A 19,313-nucleotide genomic window follows, 5' to 3' on the forward strand; every position below is an offset into this window, starting at 1 on the left:
AGAGTAATAGGATTCTTGCTGTTGGAGAGTAGGTATGACTGGAAATCAACTGTATTTTATTTGCATTATTTTGACCTGTTTTTCTTCACCTAAATGAACACATATCGTTTCTTTATGTGCCCCGTTTCTCCTTTCCACACCTAACCGGGCACATATCCGGCATTTATGTGCTCCGTTTTCCCCTTTCCGCTCCTGACCGGGCACATATCCAGCATTTATGTGCCCCGTTTTCCCTTTTCCGCTCCTGACCGGGCACATATCCAGCATTTATGTGCCCCGTTTTCCCCTTTCCTCCCCTGACCGAGCACATATCCGGCATTTATATGACCCGTTTCTCCCTTTCCTCCCCTGACCGGGCACATATCTTCTTTTTATGTGACCCGTTTCCTATTCTCCTCAATTAACGGGGAACATTTCACTTCTTTATGTTACCGAACTGACAACAAAACCCCTGGATAAAGTGGAAAACATGAAAAAAGACGAAGCCCCCTGGCTTCGTCTCATCTTAATGTACCTTCTTTTTTGACATATACAAAAATGCCTTGATCATAAAATAACTGACCTCTTCTGGAAGCAGTTCCTTGATTGGCTTTAATCTGTCGCGGCCGGCTTCTGCCACGGCTTGCTCCAGGTCAGCTATAAACTCAGCAGGAATCAGCACGTCATAGTCGACTTCCATTCCCTGCTGGATGCATTGAATCAAGTGATTTTCGACCGTGCTTTCCACCAATTCACGCTTAGCGGCAATTTCAGCCACTGACAGTCTCTCCTGATGCAGCTTGTAGGTTTCAAGATGGGAATCGCCAACAGCTTTTTTCGCCGGTTTCTTCACCGGCTCAGCTACTGCATTCATCACGGGCTGACGCTCTGGGTGCTCCTCGCAGAACTCGATGATCCGCTGAATGAATGGTGCGCCATACTTCTGCAGCTTATGCTCTCCAACTCCAGCCACACCAAGGAATTCTCCATCCGTCAGCGGCAGCTTCAGGCACATATCCTTCAGTGAGGAATCTGAGAAAATCACAAATGGCGGCACTTTTTCAGCAGAAGCAATCTCTCGCCGCAATTCCCGCAGTTCTTCAAATAACGGATCATCATTTGAAACCTGCTTGACCCGGACCGCTTCCTTCCTGAACACCTTGGTCTTGCCGAGCAAAACATCCTTCCCCTTTTCCGGGACATAAATCGTCGGATAAGTTCCGTGCTCTACACCAATCAGTTCCTGCGAAATCAGGAACTCGATCAGGTCATTCACTTGCTTCGTGCTCTTATTCTTCATCAATCCGTACGTCGGCAGTTTATCTAGCCGGAATTCGAGCACCTTCTTATTTCGCGAACCGGTCAAAACATTCGCCGTCATTGCCTTGCCGTATTTCTGGCCCATCCGGATGATGCACGACAGCACCATTTGCGCATCCTTCGTGACATCCTCCGTTTCACGGGAGTCGGTACAATTGCCGCAGCGACCGCACGGCTCCGCATCACTCTCGCCAAAGTAGTGGAGGATATAGGATTGCAGACATTCCTCGGTATGGCAGTAGCCGACCATTTGCTGCAGTTTTTCCAGTTCAGGCGCAATCCGCTCACGATCCGCAGACTGGTCAATCAAAAAGCGCTGCACCTGGACATCCTGGGACGAATACAGCACGACACATTCACTGTCCAGGCCATCACGACCGGCACGTCCAGCCTCCTGATAGTAGCTCTCCATATTTTTCGGAAGCTGAAAATGGAGGACATAGCGGATATTGCTTTTGTCGATGCCCATCCCGAATGCCGACGTCGCGACCATCACAGTGGCTTCATCCTGTAAAAAACGCTCCTGTTCTCGGTTCCGGTCTTCATCATTCATTCCTGCGTGATAGCGGGCGGCATTGAAGCCTTCCTTCTGCAGCCACTCATAAAGCTGGTCGACATTCTTCCGTGTCGCTGCATAGATGATGCCTGCTTCCTTCTCATTCTTTTTGATAAAATCTCTTAAATAGGCCTGTCGGTCCTGGCCCTTTACGACAGAAAAACTCAGGTTGCTGCGCTCGAACCCTGTAATCACTGTATTCTCAGGGTTTATTTTCAGCGAGGCGCAAATGTCTTCCCTTACCTTTGGTGTCGCGGTTGCCGTCAAGGCGAGCACAATCGGTTTTCTAGGCAGGCGGTCAGCCAGGCCAGAAATCTGCAGATAGCTCGGTCGGAAATCGTGTCCCCACTGGGAAATACAGTGCGCTTCGTCGACAGCGATCAGCGGGATTTCCATGTCCTGCAAGTCATCGATGAACTCCCAGGATCCAAGCCGCTCTGGCGCGATATATAACAGCTTGTACTTTCCGTTCCTGGCGTCATCCATCCGGCTGGCGGCTTCGCCGGCAGTCAGCGAACTGTTGATATACGTCGCCGGAATTCCGTGCTGGATGAGTGTGTCCACCTGGTCCTTCATCAAAGAAATCAACGGAGAGATGACAATGGTCGTCCCTGGCAGCACGAGTGCCGGGATTTGATAGACGATCGACTTGCCTCCACCGGTCGGCATGACGCAGACCGTATTCTTCCCTTCCAGCACCGAGGTGATTGCCTGGTCCTGTCCTCGGCGGAATGAGGAATAGCCAAAATGGTTTTGCAATAATTCATGGGCTTTTTGCAGCATTTTGCGGACTCCTTTCAGTGAGAAAAAGTGGGGGAGTGATGAGGAAATACTCTTTCATTGTAACAGATATACAGCAAAAATGCCCTGCCCCAAAAAGGAGCAAAGCACTTTTTATTTTACGATTTTCCATCCAGTAACCTTGGTAAACAAATCCTGATGGTTGTGCCTTCGCCAAGCTTGCTCTTGATATTAATACGGCCCTGGTGGAGGTCGATGATTCTCTTGCAGGTGATCAGCCCTAGCCCAGTCCCTTTTTCTTTTGTTGAATAAAACGGTTCGAATAACCGGTTGAACCTTGAATCTTCAATTCCGCAGCCCTTATCGATGATTGTTACCGAAACAGAATCCGTGCCCATTTCTTCGAGCCTTACTTCGATAAAATGTCCGTTGTCCTCTGTCGCCTCGATCGAGTTTTGCAGCAAATTAATCAGCACCTGTTTCATTTGCTTGCGGTCGCAATTCAAGAAAACTTCGGAATCGGAATTCAGCTCTATTTCAATACTTTTAAGGTTGGCCTGAGGTGCCATAAAGTGAATGCATTCCTGTAATAGCTTATTAAAATTTGTTTGCTGAAAATTGACATGTTCACTTGGTTTCGCAATGAACATGAACTCATTGACGATTTCATTGATCCTGTCCATCTCATCCAGCATGATGTCCAGGTACGGCAATAAAGTTTGGTCCGACACACTTTCTTTGATGATTTTCGCAAAACCTTTCAGTGATGTGAGAGGATTCCGGATTTCATGAGCGATGCCTGCCGCCAATTCACCAACTACGGAAAGCTTCTCCATCTGCTGGACCTGCTTTTCTCTCGTTTTTTCCTTGGTAATGTCGATCGACGTCCCGATTACCTCCACCGTCACTCCGTTTTGCAGGACAGGATTCAAGACAGCCAAGTAGTGGATTCCTCCTATGCTCCCTTCATAGTTGACATGCTCCCCGTTCCAAGCTTTTTCATAAAAAGCTGCCTTACGGAGAGCATGTTCAGCCGGAAGGAACTCAAATAAAGTTTTTCCCTCGATTAATTCTGGGCAAAGACCCATTTTTCCGAGAAGTTTGCCTTCAATAAACGTATGGATGAAGGTATTGTCTTTCTTTTCGAACTTGAAAATAAAGCCCGTTTCTCTTGGAATGAACTGTTCGTAATCCACCTTGCACTTCTGGTCATTCACACGGCAACACCCTTAGCAGAAGATTCGTTCTCTAATAATTCTTTATTCCTAGGGGAAATCCTTCATATTCGCAGGATATATTTAAAAAGCTGCCTCCCCCTCAGGAAGCAGCCCTCACCATTACATTTTCTCTCCAGTCATCTCCATGACCTTTTCTCTCACTTCTTCTATATTGCGCATCTTGTTGTCCCAGCATTTCTGGCTGAGGTCCACTGGGTATTCTTCAGGATTAAGCATGCGTGTGTATTCTTCCCAAAGAACGCCGAGGCAGTATGTTGAATGCTTGCGGACTTCATCCAGGCTTGGCTGTTCATACACAAGCTTGCCCTCCTTAAAAATATCATGATGCAAATCTCTTGCATCAAAATTGGTGACAAACTTACTGATGAACGTGTGGACCGGGTGGAACATCTTCAAGCGCTTTTCCTGCTGCGGATTTTCGCCTTCAAGTGTGATGTAGTCCCCCTCAGAACGATTATTGGCTTTGTTGATGATTCTGTACACATTTTTGATTCCAGGCGTTGTCACTTTTTCAGGATTCGAGGAAATCTTGATGGTGTCCTCCATTCTTCCATCAGACTGCTCGACTGAAACGATTTTATAAACAGCGCCGAGCGCAGCTTGTTCATATGCGGTAATGAGCTTTGTGCCCACTCCCCAAATATCAATTTTTGCGCCCTGGGCTTTCAGGTTCATGATTGTGTATTCATCCAAATCGCTGGAGGCCACGATTTTTGCATCCTTAAATCCTGCTTCATCCAGCAATTTGCGTGCTTCCTTGGAAAGATACGCAAGGTCACCGCTGTCGAGGCGGATCCCGATAAAGTTGATTTTGTCGCCAAATTCCCTGGCAACCTTAATTGCGTTTGGCACACCGGACCTTAGAGTATCATACGTATCAACAAGGAATACGCAGTCCTTATGCGTTTCGGCGTATTTTTTAAAAGCGGTATAGTCATCCTTGTAAGCCTGAACCATGGAATGCGCATGAGTCCCAGCGGTTGGAATTCCAAACAGCTTGCCGGCACGTACGTTACTGGTCGAATCAAAACCTCCGATATAGGCAGCGCGAGTGCCCCAGAGCGCCGCATCCAGTTCATGCGCCCGGCGCGTACCGAACTCCATCGCCACTTCATCCTTCACCACCTGCTTGATACGGGAAGCCTTTGTCGCGATCAATGTCTGGTAGTTGACAATGTTCAGCAGCGCAGTTTCAATCAGCTGCGCTTCAGCAAGCGGAGCATCCACCCGAATCAGCGGCTCATTGGCAAAAACAATCTCCCCCTCCTGCATAGAACGGATCGAGCCAGTGAATTTCATATCTTGTAAAAAAGCAAGGAAATCTTCTCCGAACTTTCCTTCCTCTCTTAAATACTGAATATCATCCTCTGTGAAGCCAAAGTTCTCGATGTACTGGATGATTTTTTCTAGGCCTGCAAAAACGGCATATCCATTGCCGAAAGGAAGCTTGCGGAAAAACAAATCAAACACCGCGCGGCGATTATGGACGCCGTCACGCCAGTAAGTTTCCATCATATTTAACTGATATAAGTCCGTATGGAGCATTAAACTATCATCTATGAATTTCGTACTCATCAAAAAACCTCCAAATTAACTGCATCTAATTCATCATGGATATTGCACGGATGCTTTTAAAAACACGGAAAACCGACTTACCTTTTTACCGTTTTCCCTGCCAAAACCACGTATTCAATATCCTACCTGACCTCTGCCCCAATCGTGTTCTCAAAATGACGAAGTGACCATTCATGCCCGACCTGGTCAAAAGAAGCCACCGCATTCTTATACACAATAACCTTAAATCCCTTATTGTAAGCATCGACCGCTGTATGCAGCACGCAAATATCCGTACATACCCCGACAAGATGGACTTCCGTGATGCCCCGCTCGCGCAGCTTTATTTCCAGGTCCGTACCGGCAAACGCAGAATATCTTGTCTTGTCGATATAATACACATGGTCCAGATGTTTGTTCTCGTCATAAACTTCTTGAAGGCTGCCGAACAAATCTCTGCCCTTTGTGCCGCGGATATTATGTGGCGGGTACAATTTTGTTTCCGGATGGAACTCGTCCCCCTCATCATGGACATCAATCGCGAAAACAACATAATCGCCATTTTTGATGAATTCCTGCGTCACGCCAACCAGATTCTCTTCAATTGCCTGGCCAGGCACACCGCAAGTCAGCCGCCCATCATCCGCCACGAAGTCATACGTATAGTCGATATTGATCAACGCTTTCTTCCCCATTATGTATCCACATCCTTTTATCTTATTATCTTTTATTTTCATCCAAATATGATTTTCAGGCAAATTTTTCATTTCGAATGGCGGGCTTTTGGTACATCTATATTAGCTTGCCTGATTTAGTTATCAGAGGTTGTCAGTAAAAATGGTTGATCACAGCTAAATATTGATCAGCATACATCGATTTATTTTGATATAGGAATAAAACCAAAATCTAAGGAATATATCCTGCTTTCTCAGGAATAAATCGATAGGTTTAAGGAATATATTTTCATTTTTAAGGAATATAATCATTTTCCAAGGAATATCCTCCTATACCCTACTCCAAACCACAAAAAAACCACTCCAACCAGGAGTGGTTTCCAATCATTCTGCTTTAAAGTTCAATTCCAGGTTCTCCGGACGGTCTTCTGGACGGATTTCGTCGAGCGGCACGTAGACTTCGATGTGCCTGAACAGGTTTTCGAATTCGGCTGGAAGGTTTCCGCCGTATTCTCCGTCGAGATTCAGCTGGACTGTTTCCTTCGAATGCACCTTGATCCGGTTGGCTTGTGTGTATATTACACCCGGGTCATTGATGTGCTCGCCACGGACTGCAAGTGAAGCAATCCTGATAAAATCAGCCAGGTTAGTCTTTTTCAAAATCAACAGCGAGAACATCCCGTCATTGATTGATGAGTTCGGTGCCAGACGCTCAAATCCGCCGACAGAGTTCGTCAGCCCGACGAGGAACATCATGACCTCGCCTTCATACAGCTTGCCATCATACTCAATTGTCACTTCAGATGCTCTGATCGATGGCAGCATCTCGATTCCTTTTAAATAGTATGCGAGCTGGCCGAGCATCGTCTTGAGCTTGCTTGGAACTTCGTATGTCAGCTCAGTCAGCCTGCCGCCGCCTGCGATATTTATGAAATATTTATCGTTGATCCGGCCAACGTCGACCGGGATCGTTTCGCCTTTTACAATGATGTCGACCGCTGCCTCGATATCCCGCGGAATATGCAGTGCGCGGGCAAAGTCGTTCGTTGTGCCAACTGGAATGACGCCAATTTTCGGGCGGTATTCCTGCTCGGCGATTCCATTGACCACTTCATTGATCGTTCCATCGCCACCAGCCGCAATCACGAGGTCATATTTCCGCTCGACTGCAATCCTGGCAGCCTGCGTCGCATCACCCTCGCATGTCGTTGCATGGCATGATGTTTCATAGCCGGCATTCTCCAGCTTCACCAGAACTTCCGCAAGATGCTTTTTAAAAACTTCACGGCCCGAAGTCGGATTATAAATGATTCTTGCTCTTTTCATACCCATCATCCTACTTAATATGGTTTTTGATTCCATCATTTTACATCATAGCTCATATTTCTCATCCAGGCAATCTCCCGGATACTACCGGATATATCATAAACTACTTTACACCTATTTGCCAAAAAGAAACTCAGTATTTAATCAAAGTGTTAACTATCGTATTTTTCAGAAAAACTCTTTCAATCATACCATTTATTTTTTACAATACAGAAAGGATGGTTACATAATTTTACAATACACCAGAACCTCTAATCTTGACTAAAAGGGTGACTTTTTATGATCTGGCTGATTCTCCTGGCTGCTTATTTAATTGGCTCGATTCCGACCGCATTATTGGTCGGCAAATACTTTTTCCATGTGGATATCAGGGATCACGGCAGCAAAAATCCCGGCGCCACCAATACGCTGCGGGTAATGGGCAAAAGAGCTGCTATCATTGTCCTGCTGATTGATGTGGCAAAAGGAATGCTGGCGGCCTCACTTCCGCTGACTTTCAATGTACCGATTGAACCTTTGTATGCGGGATTGATTGCGGTCGTTGGCCACTGTTTCCCCATCTTCGCCGGATTCCGCGGCGGCAAGGCAATCGCCACGACAGCTGGTGCCCTGCTGATTGTTAATATCGGGATGTTCCTGGCCGTCTATGTGACATTTTTTGCCGTTATTTTCCTTACCAAATATGTATTTATGGGCTCTATTTCAGTTGGAATCGCGATGCTGATTTATTCGTTCTTCTCTCCCGATATCAATGAGCCGCTTCTTTTCACTGCTTTTATTATTTTATTAATTTTCCTGCACCGTTCAAACTTGCAGAACTTCTTTAACGGCATAGAACCAAAGATCAATGATAAAAAAGTGAAGGGAGACCGCATTCCCCCTAAGAACTTTTGACGAAAGGCCATGGTTGTCCAACCATGGTCTCTTATTTTTTAAATATATTAATAAAGTAAATTACTATTTATGGAATAACTTTTTTAGCGAAAAAATAGATTGTTAATCATTTACGTAAAATGATAGAATATTAATTGTATTAGCAATATTTTTTTAATATTTTCTCAAAATAACAAAGGGGGAAAAGATGATGTCCAACGATATGTATCAAATCATTTCTATCGGGATTTACATGGCCGCGATGCTTTATATCGGCTGGTATTCCTACAAAAAGACAAGCAATCTGACTGATTACATGCTTGGCGGCAGATCGCTCGGTCCGGCAGTCACAGCGCTAAGCGCCGGTGCGGCAGATATGAGCGGCTGGCTTTTGATGGGCCTTCCTGGGGGAATTTATGTAAGCGGTTTAGCAAGTGCATGGATTGCCATCGGATTGACCGTAGGCGCGTATCTCAACTGGCTTTATGTAGCACCTCGACTCCGCTCATACACACATGTTGCGAATGACTCCATCACGATTCCAAGCTTCCTTGAAAACCGTTTTAAAGATGATACAAAGCTTTTAAGAATCGTATCCGGTATTGTTATTCTTCTATTCTTTACTTTCTACGTTTCCTCCGGAATGGTCGCCGGGGCTGTTTTCTTCGAGAGTTCGTTCGGACTTAATTATCATACCGGCTTATTGCTTGTTTCTGCGGTAGTTGTGGCGTACACACTATTCGGCGGATTCCTGGCTGTAAGTTACACAGATTTCATCCAGGGTATGATGATGCTTCTCGCCCTGCTGCTAGTGCCGATTATCGGTTTCACGAAAACAGGGGGACCTGCAGAAACGTTCGATACAATCCGATCGATCGACCCTGCATTGCTTGATTTATTTAAAGGTACAACTCTGCTGGGCATCATTTCAACGGCAGCATGGGGGCTTGGCTATTTTGGTCAGCCACATATCATCACCCGTTTCATGGCAATCACATCAATAAAAGAAACAACAAGTGCAAGAAGGATCGGAATGGGCTGGATGATCTTCTCCTTAATCGGAGCAATACTGACAGCTTTAATCGGTCTTGCATATTTCACCCAGAATCCTGATGTCAAGCTTGATAACCCTGAGGCAGTCTTCATCGTGCTAGGGCAAATCTTCTTCCATCCATTGTTTGCCGGACTTATGCTTGCAGCCGTCCTTGCCGCAATCATGAGCACGATTTCGTCCCAGCTGATCGTTACTTCCAGCGCACTGACGGAGGATTTATACAAGATTTTATTCAAAAAAGAAAAATCTGATAAACAATACGTATTTTTCGGACGTATCGCGGTACTGGTTGTAGCGATTATCGCTGCTGCCCTTGCCTGGGTTCAGAACGATACAATCCTTGGACTTGTTGCATACGCATGGGCAGGCTTCGGTGCAGCGTTCGGACCGATCATCTTGCTAAGCCTCTACTGGAAAAAGATGACCAACTGGGGCGCGATCTTCGGTATGGTTGCCGGTGCAGCAACAGTAGTTATCTGGAGTAATCTCGGCCTGAGCGATGTCATGTACGAAATCGTACCGGGCTTTATCATCAACCTGGTTATTTCCGTAGTCATCAGCCTTGTTACTTATAGACCAAACCCTGAAATCGAAAAAGAATTCGATATGAGTGTTAAAAATTTAAAATCGTAAAATCTGGTACCACAGAGATCTTTCTCTGTGGTTTTTTTACATTCCGATAAAATCTTACAGGAAATTACATATTCTTAATAGAATTCATATAGTGACCACTTAAGCGTGAGGGGAAAATGATGAAGAGAAAGCTGCTATTCTATGGAACATCAACCATATTGCTTTTGACCGTATTGATCGCCATGGACCGCTACAAATTATATAAAGAGGAAAAGCCGCCTGTACCAATCGTAACGGTGAATGGACAGGAGATTCCACAAATTCTCGGCCAATATGATTGGCATGGCACCAAGACGGAGAAAATGGATCCGCTCAAAGCCATGGCTGGCATGAATCCATCAAAGGTCAAGGAAAGAGAAACACTCGAAGTCTCATTTCCTCCAGAAATAGAGCCTGATTCTATTTTAATCAGCCAGATAAATACATTACCAGGCATGGAAAAGAAGATTGTTAAAGGGACCAGCATTCCAATTCCAAAAAACCCGTACATGGAAAGAACCTATTTTAAGATAAAAGCAATATGGAGAAAGGAATTTAGTACTTACTATGTGAAGCTAGATATCGAAGAACTTCCACCCCTATATGATTTTTTATCAAAGGATCCTGAAAAACTTGCTGTCCTTGCAATTGTTCCACGTGGAGAGTCAGAAAAGTTCGACATTCCTGAAGAGGTAAAGGAAAAGCTTGATTCCTTTCAGATATCAGATAATATGGAGGAATTGAAGAAGACACATTATCCAGAGCTTCGAATATATACAGCACCAATATACTTGATCTTTAATACAGAATTTCTTCAGCAGACAGTCGAGGATAAGGAATCTTTGATCAGAATATTGACGCATGGTGACCGGCAATAATCTAAATCAGGCCCTGATTGAAGGGCCTTTTGTTTTCTTATTCAAAATCCAGATATTCTTTGTTAATAACCAGCCTCTCGCCTTCCTCGTATACTGCTTCAAGCAATTCCATCAGAGTTTGATAGGTATTAATAGGCTTAAAGGTCCTTAATTCTAATTGAAGTATCTGACCTTCTTCGTTATATGCGAAAAATGTGCCTGTGAGCATCGAATCCGCAAATACAAATAAGCCATCCAGGTGTTTTGTATTGCGTGAGTAAGGCGAAATTTTCCGAAATGAGATTGGCTGATGAATCTGTTCCTCAATGGTCATACCTCTATAACCATTCTGTTTACCAGCGACCCTTAAAATATCAAACAAGTAGCATCCATTCGACGTTAACAGGAATTCTTTAAAGTCATTCGGCATATTGCCTATTTCGTCTTCGAGTGAATGTAATTCTTCAAGATTCAAAGGCTTTTGGATATTTGTTTGCCACCGGTCTTCATACAGATTTCCATACAGAATCCATAGTTTTTTCCGGTCATCATTATAAAGCTTGTCTATTTTTTGCAGAAATACCTTATACATGAGCACAACTCCTGAATTTTAATCAACGTTATTGAACCGGCCCAATGACTTTTCCAGACTGCTTTTCTTAAAATATTCCATAGACCACTTCATTCGGAACCTCTTCAACCAAAATCTTCTGTTTCAGATTACCACTCTCTCCACTCTTCTGTAATATCATCGTCAAGCACCAGACCGGCTTCCCACGCTTTATCATCAATGAACTCGAATAATTCTTCACGTTCCAGTGTTTCTATGCAATGATCGTATTCGTCGTTGAGCCTGTTAAATTCGATTACGACTTCTTTTACCTTCTTCTGGATGGCCTTTGATCCAGCTCAACATTAGTAATCTTTTCTTTTTTTATGCAAGGCAGCTCAAGGTCAATATCTCTTAATAAAATAACGGCCAGCCCCTGTTGCGTTCTTATACTAATATTAGCATCAGTGTATTTATAGGACTATTTTTCGGTGTACATTTCTCTTTTTCCCGGGAAATATCGACAAAAAAGCTGGCGATTGGTTCGCCAGCTTTCGCTATTATCTCTTATTCAATTCTTCTACTAGCAATTTGTTTACTAACGGCGGATTCGCCTGGCCTTTGGTTGCTTTCATGATCTGGCCGACAAGGAAGCCCTTTGCCTTGTCCTTCCCGCCTTTGAAGTCCTCGACCGATTGCGGGTTGGCATCGATGATTTCGGTGATGATTTTTAGCAGCGCACCTTCATCAGAGATTTGCACAAGACCCTTTTCTTTGACGATTTGCTCCGGGTCGCCGCCTTTTTCAACCAATTCCTTGAATACCTGCTTGGCGATCTTGGAAGAGATTGTGCCGTTCTCAATCAGCTTGACCAACCCGGCCAGTCCTTCAGGAGTCAATGCTGTTTCATGCAACTCTTTCGATTCAGCCTTCAGGTAGGCAGAGAATTCACCCATAAGCCAGTTTGACGCCTGTTTAGGGTCTGCTCCTGCCTTCACAGCCGATTCAAAGAAATCAGCCATTTCCTTAGAAACAGTTAACACTTCAGCATCATAAGCTGGCAGTCCCATCTCTTCAACATATCGCTTCTTGCGCTCGTCCGGTAGCTCTGGAATCTCCGCACGGACTCTTGCTTTCCACTCTTCATCAATGTAAAGGTCAGGCAGGTCCGGTTCAGGGAAATAACGATAGTCATCCGATCCTTCTTTTACACGCATTAAGATGGTGGTGTTTGTTGACTCATCAAATCGCCTTGTTTCCTGCTGGATTTCACGTCCAGCAAGGATTTCCTCTTCCTGACGCTTTTCTTCGTACTCGAGGCCTCTGCGGACGAAGTTGAAGGAGTTCAGGTTCTTCAGCTCTGTTTTCGTGCCGAATTCCTCCTGGCCAACCGGCCTGATGGAAATATTCGCATCACAGCGGAGTGAGCCTTCTTCCATCTTACAATCCGATACGTCTGTATACTGGATGATGGACTTCAGCTTTTCAAGATAAGCATATGCCTCATCCGGAGTGCGTATATCGGGCTCCGATACGATCTCCACGAGCGGCGTTCCCTGGCGGTTGTAGTCCACTAGTGAATAGCCATTGCCGTGTGTCAATTTGCCGGCATCCTCTTCCATATGGATGCGGGTGATGCCGATTTTCTTTTTATAGCCATTTACCTCAATCTCAATCCAGCCATTCTCACCGATTGGCTTATCGAACTGGGAAATCTGGTAGGCCTTCGGGTTATCCGGGTAAAAATAGTTCTTGCGGTCGAATTTCGTGTGCTCTGCAATTTCACAATTCAGAGCCATAGCGGCTTTCATAGCGTAATCGACTGCTTTCTTATTCACGACCGGCAGTACTCCAGGATAGCCAAGGTCGATCACGGTTGTATTTGTATTCGGCTCGGCACCAAAATGGTTCGGACTCGCCGAAAAGATTTTCGAATCTGTTTTTAATTCAACATGGACCTCAAGCCCAATTACCGTTTCAAACTTCATCATTTTCACCCCTTTACAATTCAGGTTGTTGTTTATGGAATTCTGTTGCCTGCTCGAACGCATGGGCAACCTTATATACTGTGCTTTCATCAAAATGGCGTCCGATGATTTGCAAACCTAGCGGGAGCCCTTTATCAAGTCCGCATGGAACCGAAATGGCCGGCACACCTGCCAGGTTGACCGGGATCGTTAAAATATCATTTACGTACATTGTCATCGGGTCTCTTGTATTCTCGCCAAGTTTGAAGGCTGGAGTTGGTGTTGTCGGTCCAACAATGACATCATATTGTTCGAATACTTTTTCAAAGTCCTGCTTGATCAGTGTACGGACCTTTTGGGCCTTTTTATAGTAAGCATCATAATAACCAGAGCTTAGCGCAAAAGTACCAAGCATAATCCGGCGTTTTACTTCCTCACCGAAGCCTTCTGCACGAGTCTTTTTATACATTTCAATCAGATTCTCAGCATTTGGTGTACGATAGCCATAGCGGACACCATCAAAGCGCGCCAGGTTAGCGGACGCTTCGGATGAAGATAAAAGATAATAAGCAGCCAGAGCATACTTGGAGTGCGGCAGGGATACCTCTTCCCATGTAGCTCCAAGGCGCTCAAGTACTTCAAGTGCGTCCATGACAGATTTGCGCACCTCTTCATTTACGCCCTCGCCGAGATATTCCTTTGGAACGGCGATCCTTAACCCTTTTATATCGCCAGTCAGGGAACCGATATAATCCGGGATATCCACTTTTGCAGAAGTTGAATCCATCTGGTCGTGGCCCGCGATCGCTTTTAACAGAAAGGCATTGTCTTCAACATTTCGTGTGATTGGGCCAATTTGGTCCAAAGATGACGCGAAGGCAATCAATCCGAAACGGGAAACAAGTCCGTATGTTGGCTTCATGCCGACCACACCACAGAATGATGCCGGCTGCCGGATTGATCCGCCTGTATCAGAACCCAAAGAGAACAGCACTTCACCTGCTGCAACCGAAGCAGCGGAAGCGCCCGAAGATCCACCTGGAACACGCTCAAGATCCCAAGGGTTGAGCGTTTTTTGGAAGCCAGAGTTTTCATTCGATGATCCCATCGCGAACTCGTCCATGTTCAGCTTGCCGATAGTCACCGATTCAGCCTGCTTCAGCTTCTGGATGACAGTTGCATCGTAAATAGGATTGAAGTTTTCGAGAATCTTGCTCGCTGCCGTCGTGCGCAATCCGTTCGTGACGATATTATCCTTAATGCCGATTGGCAAGCCGTATAATTTATTGGCTGGAGCGTTTTTCACGGCTTTCTCATCCAATGCCTTCGCTGTTGCCCTTGCATTGTCTTCATCCAATGTCAAAAACGACTGCACCTTGCCTTCAACCTCGCCAATCCGCTTGAACGATTCATCGACCAGGTCGGAAACACTCAGGTCTCCCTTATGTAAAAGCTCATGAAGTTCCGAAATCTTATGTTCAAATAAACTCATCGCCGATCCTCCTACTCCATAATTCCAGGTACTTTGATCTGCCCACCCTGGTGCTCAGGCGCATTCTTTAAAACTTCTTCGCGCGGAAGGCCCTTTTCGGCACGGTCCTCGCGCATAACATTCTTTATTTCAAGCACATGAGCAGTCGGCTCAACATTATCCGTATTCAGTTCATTCAACTGTTCTGCATATGTAATGATTTTATCCAGCTGGTCTGTCAGCATTTGCGCCTCTTCCTCAGTAATCGCCAGTCTCGCCAGGTGTGCGACATGCTTCACCTGATCTTCTGAAATCCTTGACATAATAGCACCTCCATTTTTAAATCGTCAGACAATAATAATGATCATAGCAAAGTTTTCCGCGTTAAAGCAATACAAGCCTTGCTTTTTGTACTATTTTAACAGAAGTGAAGACAGATCGCAGATATATAATGTCATTTTGCAAATGTGTTCTTCTTTTCATAGTTTGCGGCTGATTTACAGAGGGAAGGAAAAGCCTAAGGAGGGTAAAAAAAACTTGGCTATTTTGACTTTTTTTCTGGTAATCCTGTTAGCAGGAGTCCATCTATCTGTAAAATACTACTCCAAATTGATGGAGCAGCCGCGAAAACCAATTCTAAGCTTTGCCGGCGGTGCATCCGTTGCCTATGTCATCATTCATCTTTTACCTGAATTCCAAAAGATCCAGAAGGAGTTCAATATCCTTATCCCCATCCCAAAAAAATTTGAAGATTATAGTTTGTACTTAGTTGCGACTGTTGGCTTTATTGCCTTTTATTCTATAAATCATTTTGTGAAATCATCAAAACCGGATACAACCGTCTTTACTTTTCATATAGGAGCCTTCGTTCTCTATAACTCATTTATAGGCTATTACCTGATTAAAGGGTTGAAGCAGGAGCCTAAATCCTTAATCATTTTCACGGTCGCTTTCATTCTACACCTGATGGTTAATGATGTGGGGCTTCGGCTGGACCATCAAAAGCGATATGACCCATGGGGTTCGCTGCTACTGGCTCTTTCTGTTTTTGCGGGTTGGCTGCTCGGCTTCTTCGTCACACTCCCTACCACCTTGTTTGCTCTTTGGTTCAGTTGGCTCGCAGGAGGCATCTTATTAAACACCGTTAAGGAAGAACTGCCAAAAGAACGCAAAAGCAAGCTGCTTCCGTTTATTTTAGGAGTTGGCATTTCTACATTATTGTTCATTTTTATTTAAAACTTTTTGATTATTGCTGCCGCATCATCCAGCGTCCACACAACAAACGGGATGGAATCCATCTCCACCCCGTTTATCTTTTATAATTCCATAAAGCCAGAAGCCCTCTAAAATACATTATAATTCCATAAAGCCAGAAGCCCTCTAAAATACATTATTTTCTATCCTCGGCAATTCCAAGTGCCATTTTTAAATAGTCCACAAACAATATCGATTGCTCCTTGATTTTCAGGTCTGCCCTCGATAACATGGCATCGTCTACAGCTAAGCCGTCGATAAACGTAATGATTGAACGCGCAATAATTTCATGACCAAACCTCGAGCTGAATTCACCGCTTTTTTGGCCATGTTCAATGATATGCGCAAATATCTTCAAACCATTTTCATATCGAGCGGCCCCGTATTCTCTCCTGTGTTCATCATTTCTTCCAATAATAAAATACTCAAGTTTTGCCGGCGCTAAAGGATCCATTTCATCATCAGGTTCCCCATCGTTCCCAAACATGGTTTTCATCAGCATATTCCAATAAGAGGTAGCATGTTGTTTTACCATATCCAGCGTTACCTCTAATTCTATATCTAAAGCTTCTTCAAGGATTGTTTCAAACACATCTTCTTTACTAGAAAAATATTGATACAGACCGCCTCTGCTGACACTCGCAGCATCCATGATGTGCTTCATCGTGGCCCGCTCGTAACCATGCTCAATGAACACCTCCTTGGCCGCCTGCAGTATCTCAGCTCGACGCTGTTTCATGTGCTCCTGACTTACTTTCGGAGACATTCGTTCTCCCCCGTTCTATGCTGCTTTTAAAGATTAACCCAACGATTGAGACTGCAATCAGCAAAAGGCCGGTAATCACAAATGTCGGGACAACTCCGAGCACCGTTGCAAGCAAGCCTCCAGCCAATGGGCCAATGATCGTTGCCGTTGTGGTCACGCTATTCATAACGCCGAATACCCTGCCTGTCATGTGGACAGGAGTTTCAGTCTGGACAGCAGCCTGAAACGGAATAAAGACGAAACCGGCTGAAAACCCCGCTAACAACCCCAGCCCTGATCCCCATAAAGCTGGCAGTGCTAAATCAAATCGTGTCAATACAGCCATCATACTAAAACTGACGCCAATTCCGCAAACCCCAATAAACAACAGGATTAGCGCATTATAGTCCGTTTTTTTAGCCAAAAGCAGTCCGGTTAAAAACATCCCGACCCCAGATGCTGTAACAATATAACCAAACAAATCGGGAGAGGCATTCGGTAATTCCCTCAATAAAACGATGATTTGAGAGTCAGACAGTTGCAAAATCAAGAGGCTGACCCCTAAAACAATCATACCAACGATTAAGTAACGACTTCCTTTGATGAACCTGATTCCTTCCATGAAATCCTCTTTAAATGTAGAAGCTTCCTTAGTTTCCGATTCAGTCGGCTTTGCGATTGACTTTGGCAAAGCAAACAGCAGCAGCGCCGAAATGATAAAGGTACCTGAATCGATAAAAAACACTAGCTGTGTTCCAAAAGCCGAGACCAGCAGGCCGCTTAACAATGGGCCCAACACCTTCGTCCCGGAATCAATCATGGAGGTGATGGACATTGCGCTTTTCATATTTTCCTGGTCGACCAGTTCTTTAAGCTTGCCATTCTTTGCCGGTACAAATACCGCCGAGAGCATGCCGACGATGAACAAGCATGTATAAACAGTCCATAAAGACTCAGCAAAGGCAAGCGCAAGAATAAGTCCGGCCCTAATCAAATCCGAAAATATCATTAATGACTTTCTGTTAAACCTATCAGCAATCGTTCCAGTAAATGGCCCAAGAAGCGCCATCGGGACTGCCAAACACAGAATGATAAGAGAAACCTCCATCGGCGATGCTTCCCACTTCAATCCAACCATCGTGATGATCGCCACAACACTTAACCAGTCACCAATGCTAGAAATTAACTGTGTCACCATTAATGTGATAAAGCCTTTATTTTTTAAAAGACCGTCCATTGTCATCCCTCCTAATTAAAACGACATCGGTGTCGTTTTACTTGTTTTTATTATAACGACAACATTGTCGTTTTTCAATGTTATTTTTGTGAATTTTTTGAAAAGTATGATGGTCATAAAAAAATGAGCTAACCCTGCAGGGCTGCTCATTTCCTAAATAACTTACCAAATCCAGATAAGAAACCCTTTTTCTTGGCCGGTGCCGCTTGGATAACAGGTTTCTTTTTACCGAGATAAATTTCCTCCTTATCGATTGCATGGTCATGCGCTAAAACAAGTCCCAACTCGGAATCATAATCTTTATTGGTCACGATTGTAAACTCGATACCCCGTTTTTCTGCTGCTTTAATGTATTCTGATAAATATCGATATGATATATTGCCATTTAAAAAAAGATGGGCATTGCGATTTTCATCCATCAGCTGCTCAACTTCCGGTTCAACGCCTTTCCTCATGACCTCTCCCTGTGTAAGCGCGATAACAACCCTTTCACGCAAAGTCGTCAGGAACCTTCTTCTTTCATCAGGCTTCGTCTGCTTCGCACCATGGATCCCCTGCTGCAAATAATCGTCCAACTTGCTGTTGCTCAATCGGTTCACCCCTAACTTATTGTAACTTCCGTTTAACTTTTCATGGTATCCTTTATATTACTCCTTCGTCCTCACTTGGGCTAACCTTCTACCTTCCCAAGCATCGATGATGGACAGTTCTTTCACTTTTCCCTCAATTTTTGTCCATCATAGGCTCGATGACGGACACTTTTTTCGTATTTCCTTCGATTTTTGTCCGCATAGCCTTGTTGACGGACACTTTTTTCGCTTTTCCTTCGATTTTTGTCCATCATAGCCTCGGTGACGGACACTTTTTTCGATTTTCCTTCGATTTTTGTCCGTCATAACCTTGATGACGGACACTTTTTTCGTGTTTCCTTGGATTTTTGTCCATCATAGCTTTGATGACGGACAGTTTTTTCACTTTTCCTTCGATTTTTGTCCATCATTGCCTTGTTGACGGACAGTTCTTTCGTTTTCAGTACTATTTTTGTCCGTCATAGCCTTGGTGACGGACACATATTTCTTTTTCCACAGATTTTTTGTCTATCACGGCCTCAATGACACCCAAAAACCATGCTGATCCTTCATTTTCTGTCTATGATGGCAAAAAACAGCGGCATCTTTCCACTAATACTATGTATGTTCCCGCCCATTTGTCTGTGCTAGTTTAAGGTTAACCTATTTTGAGCAAAAAAAACCTTCTCTTCGCAGCGAAGAGAAGGACACAAATAGGAGAATGCAAGGTAAAAAA

Annotated in this window: 16 protein-coding genes; 4 read left to right on the forward strand and 12 right to left on the reverse strand. The window is 44.5% G+C overall.

The features are described from left to right. Positions 1-505: 505 nt before the first annotated feature. The 5 genes from recQ to M3593_RS19810 form a co-directional block, all read right to left on the reverse strand. Positions 506-2,638: a DNA helicase RecQ gene (gene recQ, locus M3593_RS19790; protein WP_251544516.1), complete on the reverse strand. Its 2,133-nt coding sequence runs from the start codon at positions 2,636-2,638 to the stop codon at positions 506-508. A 116-nt stretch (positions 2,639-2,754) separates the two neighbouring features. Next, positions 2,755-3,813 (reverse strand): ATP-binding protein, encoded by a 1,059-nt coding sequence (locus tag M3593_RS24310; RefSeq protein ID WP_251544515.1) that lies wholly within the window; start codon positions 3,811-3,813, stop codon positions 2,755-2,757. A 120-nt stretch (positions 3,814-3,933) separates the two neighbouring features. Then, a complete protein-coding gene (locus M3593_RS19800) occupies positions 3,934-5,409 on the reverse strand; it encodes a nicotinate phosphoribosyltransferase (RefSeq protein ID WP_251544514.1) in 1,476 nt (491 codons plus the stop codon). A 122-nt stretch (positions 5,410-5,531) separates the two neighbouring features. Beyond that, entirely contained in the window at positions 5,532-6,083 is a 552-nt protein-coding gene (locus M3593_RS19805) for a cysteine hydrolase family protein (RefSeq protein ID WP_144480390.1), read from the reverse strand. A 363-nt stretch (positions 6,084-6,446) separates the two neighbouring features. Continuing rightward, positions 6,447-7,388, reverse strand: coding sequence for a diacylglycerol kinase (locus tag M3593_RS19810; RefSeq protein ID WP_251544513.1), 942 nt, complete (start codon positions 7,386-7,388; stop codon positions 6,447-6,449). Positions 7,389-7,667: 279 nt separating this feature from the next. Between M3593_RS19810 and plsY the strand changes: the two genes are divergently transcribed. The 3 genes from plsY to M3593_RS19825 all read left to right on the forward strand — a co-directional run bounded on the left by plsY (position 7,668) and on the right by M3593_RS19825 (position 10,805). Continuing rightward, positions 7,668-8,282, forward strand: coding sequence for a glycerol-3-phosphate 1-O-acyltransferase PlsY (plsY, locus tag M3593_RS19815; RefSeq protein WP_251544512.1), 615 nt, complete (start codon positions 7,668-7,670; stop codon positions 8,280-8,282). A 190-nt stretch (positions 8,283-8,472) separates the two neighbouring features. Then, positions 8,473-9,948, forward strand: coding sequence for a sodium/proline symporter PutP (gene putP / locus M3593_RS19820; protein WP_251544595.1), 1,476 nt, complete (start codon positions 8,473-8,475; stop codon positions 9,946-9,948). A 116-nt stretch (positions 9,949-10,064) separates the two neighbouring features. Continuing rightward, a complete protein-coding gene (locus M3593_RS19825) occupies positions 10,065-10,805 on the forward strand; it encodes a hypothetical protein (protein ID WP_251544511.1) in 741 nt (246 codons plus the stop codon). A gap of 37 nt (positions 10,806-10,842) precedes the next feature. On the opposite strand, the gene M3593_RS19830 is transcribed toward M3593_RS19825, so the two are convergent. The 4 genes from M3593_RS19830 to gatC form a co-directional block, all read right to left on the reverse strand. Beyond that, positions 10,843-11,376 (reverse strand): SMI1/KNR4 family protein, encoded by a 534-nt coding sequence (locus M3593_RS19830; protein ID WP_251544510.1) that lies wholly within the window; start codon positions 11,374-11,376, stop codon positions 10,843-10,845. Positions 11,377-11,894: 518 nt separating this feature from the next. After that, positions 11,895-13,322, reverse strand: coding sequence for an Asp-tRNA(Asn)/Glu-tRNA(Gln) amidotransferase subunit GatB (gene gatB, locus M3593_RS19835; RefSeq protein ID WP_251544594.1), 1,428 nt, complete (start codon positions 13,320-13,322; stop codon positions 11,895-11,897). 13 nt (positions 13,323-13,335) lie between these two features. Further along, positions 13,336-14,793 carry an Asp-tRNA(Asn)/Glu-tRNA(Gln) amidotransferase subunit GatA gene (gene gatA / locus M3593_RS19840; RefSeq protein ID WP_251544509.1) on the reverse strand — a complete coding sequence of 486 codons (1,458 nt, stop codon included), beginning with the start codon at positions 14,791-14,793 and terminating at the stop codon, positions 13,336-13,338. Between the two features lie 11 nt (positions 14,794-14,804). Beyond that, entirely contained in the window at positions 14,805-15,095 is a 291-nt protein-coding gene (gatC, locus tag M3593_RS19845; RefSeq protein ID WP_144480403.1) for an Asp-tRNA(Asn)/Glu-tRNA(Gln) amidotransferase subunit GatC, read from the reverse strand. A gap of 214 nt (positions 15,096-15,309) precedes the next feature. On the opposite strand from gatC, the gene M3593_RS19850 reads away from it, so the two are divergent. Then, the gene (locus tag M3593_RS19850; RefSeq protein ID WP_144480405.1) at positions 15,310-16,008 is read left to right on the forward strand and encodes a hypothetical protein; all 699 of its coding nucleotides are present in this window, start codon (positions 15,310-15,312) and stop codon (positions 16,006-16,008) included. A 154-nt stretch (positions 16,009-16,162) separates the two neighbouring features. On the opposite strand, the gene M3593_RS19855 is transcribed toward M3593_RS19850, so the two are convergent. The 3 genes from M3593_RS19855 to M3593_RS19865 all read right to left on the reverse strand — a co-directional run bounded on the left by M3593_RS19855 (position 16,163) and on the right by M3593_RS19865 (position 18,607). After that, positions 16,163-16,765 (reverse strand): TetR family transcriptional regulator, encoded by a 603-nt coding sequence (locus M3593_RS19855; RefSeq protein ID WP_251544508.1) that lies wholly within the window; start codon positions 16,763-16,765, stop codon positions 16,163-16,165. Next, complete coding sequence (locus tag M3593_RS19860; RefSeq protein ID WP_144480409.1) at positions 16,746-18,008, reverse strand: MFS transporter; 1,263 nt, start codon at positions 18,006-18,008, stop codon at positions 16,746-16,748. Before M3593_RS19860 ends, M3593_RS19855 begins: the two co-directional genes overlap by 20 nt. A 146-nt stretch (positions 18,009-18,154) precedes the next feature. Next, positions 18,155-18,607 (reverse strand): YueI family protein, encoded by a 453-nt coding sequence (locus M3593_RS19865; protein ID WP_313959738.1) that lies wholly within the window; start codon positions 18,605-18,607, stop codon positions 18,155-18,157. Between the last annotated feature and the right edge of the window lie 706 nt (positions 18,608-19,313).

Source organism: Mesobacillus sp. MER 48 (genome assembly GCF_023714225.1).
Lineage (GTDB): Bacteria > Bacillota > Bacilli > Bacillales > Cytobacillaceae > Mesobacillus > Mesobacillus oceanisediminis_A.